General features: G+C 46.1%; 5 protein-coding genes. 3 read left to right on the top strand and 2 right to left on the bottom strand.

Annotated features, from left to right (window positions below; all coding sequences use genetic code 11):
- Nucleotides 1-13: 13 nt before the first annotated feature.
- Complete coding sequence (locus HY877_00805) at nucleotides 14-934, bottom strand: ABC transporter permease subunit (protein MBI5298828.1); 921 nt, start codon at nucleotides 932-934, stop codon at nucleotides 14-16.
- Nucleotides 935-1,026: 92 nt separating this feature from the next.
- Between HY877_00805 and HY877_00800 the strand changes: the two genes are divergently transcribed.
- The gene (locus HY877_00800; protein ID MBI5298827.1) at nucleotides 1,027-2,670 is read left to right on the top strand and encodes a peptide ABC transporter substrate-binding protein; all 1,644 of its coding nucleotides are present in this window, start codon (nucleotides 1,027-1,029) and stop codon (nucleotides 2,668-2,670) included.
- 2 nt (nucleotides 2,671-2,672) lie between these two features.
- Nucleotides 2,673-4,241: a peptide ABC transporter substrate-binding protein gene (locus tag HY877_00795; GenBank protein MBI5298826.1), complete on the top strand. Its 1,569-nt coding sequence runs from the start codon at nucleotides 2,673-2,675 to the stop codon at nucleotides 4,239-4,241.
- Nucleotides 4,242-4,268: 27 nt separating this feature from the next.
- On the opposite strand, the gene HY877_00790 is transcribed toward HY877_00795, so the two are convergent.
- Nucleotides 4,269-4,958: an MgtC/SapB family protein gene (locus tag HY877_00790; GenBank protein ID MBI5298825.1), complete on the bottom strand. Its 690-nt coding sequence runs from the start codon at nucleotides 4,956-4,958 to the stop codon at nucleotides 4,269-4,271.
- Nucleotides 4,959-5,010: 52 nt separating this feature from the next.
- Here HY877_00790 and HY877_00785 point away from each other — a divergent pair, with 52 nt between their 5' ends.
- Nucleotides 5,011-5,604, top strand: coding sequence for a hypothetical protein (locus HY877_00785; protein ID MBI5298824.1), 594 nt, complete (start codon nucleotides 5,011-5,013; stop codon nucleotides 5,602-5,604).
- The last annotated feature ends 93 nt before the right edge of the window (nucleotides 5,605-5,697 follow it).

Below are 5,697 nucleotides of genomic sequence, written 5' to 3'. Positions count from 1 at the left end.
TGTGATAGTTGCCTCAGTCATATTTTACCCTCGGATCAAGATAGGTGTAGAGCACATCCACGACGATGTTGAAAACCAGTATCATTGCCGAAAAGAAAATGGCCATGCCGAGTGTCATGGTGTAGTCGCGGTTTAGGGCGCTATTGATGAAATGTCTTCCAAGTCCGGGGATGTCGAAAATTTTTTCGATGACTAGAGAACCGCTCAAAAGAAACGCGGCGGCGGGCCCCAGATAGGAAACAACCGGAAGGAGTCCGCCCTTAATCATGTGGCGAAGTACAATGAGTTTTTCCGGCAAACCTTTGGCGCGGGCCGTGCGGATGTAATCTTGCCGTACAATTTCAAGCATACCACCACGGGTGAGACGCGCGATGGCCGCGGCATAGGCGGCGCCAAGAGCAAAAGCAGGAAGGATGACCTGCTTCCAACTGTCCCAACCGGCCACGGGCAACCACTGTAATCCAATACTGAAAACCAATTGTAAAATGGGGGCCAGCACAAAACCCGGAATGGAAACGCCGATCATGGCGAAAGCCATGGCGGTATAATCCCACCTTGTATTTTGGCGCAAAGCGGCTGTCAGTCCCATTCCAACGCCGATCATTATGGCCACCAACAGGGCATAAAATCCCAGAGTTAAGGTTACCGGAAAACCATCGGCAATAAATTCATTCACATCACGGCTGGGATATTTATAGGAAGGACCAAGATCCAGATGAAAAAAAACATTTTTGGTGTAGCTCAGATATTGTTTCCAGAGAGGTTCGTCCATGTGGTATTTTTTTTCAATATTTTTAAGAATATCCGGAGGGAGAGCCCTTTCCTGATCAAATGGGCCTCCGGGGGCGATACGAATCATGAAAAAAGCGAAAGTGACGATGATATACAAAACGATCACACTTCCAACCAGTCGTCTCAAAATGTAACTAAGCATAAGTAGTAAAGTGGAATGCACCTTATTTGAGTGAAAATTCCCTTGCAAGAAAAAAGATTAATGAATAAACGAATATCAGAAAGGAATCATCCATGACCAAAACATTTTCAATTCAAAGAGTTAAAATCTTGGGGCTTCTGTTAATCGCCTTGGGAGTCTCAATTCCAGCAGTTTTGAGGGCGGACCCCGCCCCGGCAAAACCGGCTCCCGCGGCCGCGCCGGCACCAACCCCTGCGGGCCCTGCGGAAAGAATGCTTAATCTCTATAATGGCGCTGAACCGGAATATCTTGACCCGGGTATTATTTCGGGAACGGTCGAACATCATATCCTTGTCGATACGTTCGAAGGTTTGACCACCTACAATCCAAAAGATTCAACTCCCGTTGCGGGAGTGGCCAACGGATGGAAAGTCAGCCCGGACGGTTTGGTTTATACTTTTAGCTTAAGAAAAGAGGCCAAATGGTCGGATGGAACTCCGGTAAAAGCCCAAGATTTTGAATACGCGTGGAAAAGAGTTTTGAAACCGGAGACTGCGAGTAAATCGGCTTTCCTTTTATACTACATTAAAAACGGTGAGGCCTACAATCAGAGGAAAATCAATGATCCGAACTTGGTTGGTGTCAAGGCTCTTAACGACACTACTTTACAGGTGACGCTGGAATATCCATCCCCCTTTTTTCTGGGAGTGACGGCCAATGCTCCCCTCAGCCCCGTGAAGAAATCCGTGGTGGAAAAGTTTGGAGACAAGTGGGTGCTTCCGGGGAACATGGTTTCCAACGGCGCCTATATGCTGAAAGCATGGACACCTCTGAAAGAGGTAGTGGTCGTCAAAAACCCTTACTATTGGAACAAAAGTAATGTGAAAATTGGGAGTGTCCGATACTTCCCGTTGGAAGACCGTGACACCGCCATCAAAAAATTTGATGTGGGTGAATTGGATACCGTCTGGCAACTTCCGGGTATTCGCGTTCCTGCCTTGAGCAAACGTCCTGAGTTTATAGTTTTTCCAACTAACGCGGTTTATTATTATGAATTCAACACCAGAAAACCCCCGTTTAATAATCCCAAATTGAGACAGGCTGTTGCGATGGCCATGGATCGCAATGCCATTACCAAGTTCATTATGCAGGGCGGAGAAAAACCGTCGGGCCATATGGTGCCGGATGGAATGCCCGGCTATAAATCGATTGGCGATATTCCTTTTGATATTGCCAAAGCGAAGAAGCTGTTGGTGGAGGCGGGCTATCCGACACCCGACAAAGTGCCACCCATTGAAATTATCTATAACACCGACTTGAATCACAAAAGACTCGCCGAAGCGGTGCAACAAATGATCAAACAAAATTTGGGAATCACTGTGACCCTGCGTAATATGGAGTGGAAGAGTTATCTGAAATCAAGAACCGCCGGGGATTTCCAAATCGCCAGAGCAGGATGGGTGGGCGATTATCTTGATCCTTACACCTTTCTTGAAATCTTCAAGACAGGTTCTTCCACAAATTATAGTGGCTGGTCCAACAAACAGTATGATGAGCTTTTGGCGCAAGCCAACAAGGAACTAAACCCAGCCAAACGAATGGAATTGATGGCACAAGCCGAAAAAATTCTTTTGGACGAAGTACCCATTTCGCCAACCCATATTTATGTGGATACTTGGTTGGTCAATCCAAAATTGAAGGGATTCCACGGCAACCTGCTCAACATTCACCCAGTTAAAAATATGTGGTGGGAATAAGCATGAAAAAAATATTTTTTCCGTTTCTGGCTTTATTGATTGTTTTCTCCGCACGGCTTCACGCCGCCGAAACACAAAACGTGTTTCGGTTTGACAATAGCGCGGAGCCGCAATCTCTGGATCCCCAGATTGTGGCGACGGTGGATGCGACGACTACCGTCATGCAAATCTTTGAGGGATTGGTGATGCCTGCCCCAAAAGAAATGAAAGTGGTCCCGGGCATTGCCGAAAAATGGGAGATCAGTCCCAACGGGAAAATCTACACGTTTCATCTGCGCAAAGACGCCAAATGGTCTGATGGAAAACCTGTCACGGCCTACGATTTCGAATACGCCTGGGAAAGAGCGCTGAATCCGAAAACCGGATCCCAGCAGTCCATGCGTCTTCAGTATGTAAAAAACGGCAAAGATTATCTGGCGGGTAAAATCAAAGACCCCAAACTGTTGGGATTCAAGGCCGTTGATCCGCTCACCTTTCGCGTGGAGCTTGCCGCTCCGTTTCCCCCTTTTCTGGAATTGGCGAGCATGCCGACGCTCTACCCCGCTCGCAAAGATATTATCGAAAAATTTGGCGACAGTTGGGTTCGTCCTGAGCACATCGTTTCCAACGGTGCTTTTCTTCTGAAGGAGTGGAAGCCATTTGAGAAAATAATTCTCATCAAAAATCCCGGCTACTGGGATGTCAAAAATGTTTTTCTGGACCAAATTCTCATCTATCCTGTTGAAGATTCCGAAACCGGTTTGAAACGCTATTTTTCCGGTGAGATGGATTTTATTGATGGGCTACCGATGGTAAAGATTCCCACGCTGATGCAACACCCTGACTTCCGAAGCGTTCCTCTTTTTGGACTCGCTTTCTATGTCTTCAACACCAAAAACCCGACGTTAAAAGATCCCCGTGTACGTAAGGCGCTTTCTCTTGCCATTGACCGGAATACGTTGGTGAAAAATGTTTTAAGAACGGGTGAATTGCCGGCAACGGGTTATCTGCCTCCGGGTATTCCGGGTTATCATTATTCCAAGTTGATTGATTATGATCCGGTGCAAGCGAAGAAATTGCTTGCAGAAGCAGGCTATCCTGACGGGAAGGGTTTTCCTTCTTTAACGATCACCTACAATACGATGGAGCGCCATAAAATGGTGGCCGAAACCATCCAGCAAATGTGGAAGAAAAATCTCGGCATTGATATTAAAATGGTCAATCAGGAGTGGAAGGTGCATGTAGCCTCGGTGCATAATCACAGTTTTGAAATCGCGCGTTTCGGGGGTGTTGGAGAATATGTTTATCCCCCCACTTTTTTTTACGATTTGGTGACGGAAAATGTCACTGCCAATACATCACAATGGTCCAACACTGAATTTGATAAACTGGAAAAGGCCTCGGACGTTGAACCCAATTTGGAAAAGCGCCTGAGGATGTATGAACAGATGGAAAAAATCGCCATGAATGAAATGCCGGAGATGCCTCTTTTTTACAATACCCTTTACACACTGACGAAACCCCACATTCAGGGCCTCTACCTAAAACCAACGCAGACCTACATTTTCAAATACATCCGCTTCAAAAAATAGTTCAGAAATTTTTAACCAAACTCCCTTTTAAATATGTGCCGTGGCGGGGCGTATGTCGGGGATTTGCATGAGGTCGATGAAAAATTCTTTGTGGTCGGGATGGATGTGACAATAGTCGATATCCATAAAACAGATTCCATTTTCCTTCTTGCAATGACAGCTCTCCATCTTTTTATTGAATCCGGAAAAAAGATTGTGTAGCGCTTCCCAAGTTTTTGGATTGTCCCGGAAAGCAATGTGGATGATTGTATTCTGGCATTTCCCCAAAAAGAAAAATTCAAGTTTTCCCACCACCACGAGCAGAAAAGTAACGAATAGCGTAATCAAAAGTCCAAGCAGAGGATAGCCGGCTCCAATCACCACGCCAATTGCGGCCGCGACCCAAAGTGTTGCGGCGCTTGTGAGCCCCACCACACGTCCGCGTGATTGAATGATGGTACCCGCGCCGATGAACCCCATGCCCACAACAACCTGTCCGGCAATGCGCGTTACATCACCATTTCCAGACTGTGATAACAGAAGCTGTGAGAGAATCATGTAGATGGTGGCTCCCATGCAGATCAAGACATTGGTCCTAAGTCCCGCCGCTTTTCTTTTGAGTTCTCTTTCAAATCCAATAATGGCGCCGCATAAAACGGCTACGCCCAGTTGAACAAAACAATGAAAGGGAAGCGTGCTTAAATATCTCAGTTCTTGATGGATGGGTGTAATGTCCATGGATTTAAAATAACATGAATGATATGTTCGCGGCAATCGAAGGGAGATATTTATGAAAAAAGTTTTATACGTCCTTGCATTGTGCACAAGTTTTCTTTTTCAAAACGCTTTGACTGCCAAAGCAGTGCCTGAAGTGCAATTACGAGCCGACAAAATCGCCGACGACCAAAAATTTTATCAGACAATAAGTCCTTTGATAGACCAATTCGTGATGACGATCAAAAAAGAAGATGGCAATGTGTGGTCCCCATTATGTGATCCCAAAGAGGGGATTGTTTTTCGTTATCTTGGACACTACACAACCAAATTGAATTGCAAAGAGTGGCGCGGGCTTTTTCAGGAAACAAAAAGCAGATGGTGGGGCAGATATGACGGAAGTGGACAACCCATCACCGGCACTTTCAAAAAAATCTGGCAGGACAGGTTCGATGATATTGCGAAAAATTATCAAACGGTGGGGGTGAATCGCTGGATCAAGAGCGGCAATGTTCCCAATCAGGGCATGGATAAATTGCCCTTCATAGATTTAACCTGGTCCGGTCCGAAGGGCGAAGAAATGGGCTGGCAAAGCCTCCATCTCTTTTTCATTTTCAAAAACGGTCAATGGTGGCTCAAAGGCCTAGACCTTTATCATTGGACAATTTAATCTTGATTTTGGACATCACTACAACTAGGTAGAGACGGTTGTTTCTGTCATCCCTGCGAAGCTTGTCCCTGCAGGCAGTAGGCAGGGAGCAGG

It is taken from the genome of Deltaproteobacteria bacterium (assembly GCA_016213065.1).
Classification (GTDB): domain Bacteria; phylum UBA10199; class UBA10199; order SPLOWO2-01-44-7; family SPLOWO2-01-44-7; genus JACRBV01.
This window is presented reverse-complemented; position numbering and strand designations above follow the sequence as displayed.

Coding starts and splice junctions, on each gene's coding strand:
- HY877_00805 (MBI5298828.1), bottom strand. CDS start 934: ATGCTTAGTTACATTTTGAGACGACTGGTTGGAAGTGTGATCGTTTTG.
- HY877_00800 (MBI5298827.1), top strand. CDS start 1,027: ATGACCAAAACATTTTCAATTCAAAGAGTTAAAATCTTGGGGCTTCTG.
- HY877_00795 (MBI5298826.1), top strand. CDS start 2,673: ATGAAAAAAATATTTTTTCCGTTTCTGGCTTTATTGATTGTTTTCTCC.
- HY877_00790 (MBI5298825.1), bottom strand. CDS start 4,958: ATGGACATTACACCCATCCATCAAGAACTGAGATATTTAAGCACGCTT.
- HY877_00785 (MBI5298824.1), top strand. CDS start 5,011: ATGAAAAAAGTTTTATACGTCCTTGCATTGTGCACAAGTTTTCTTTTT.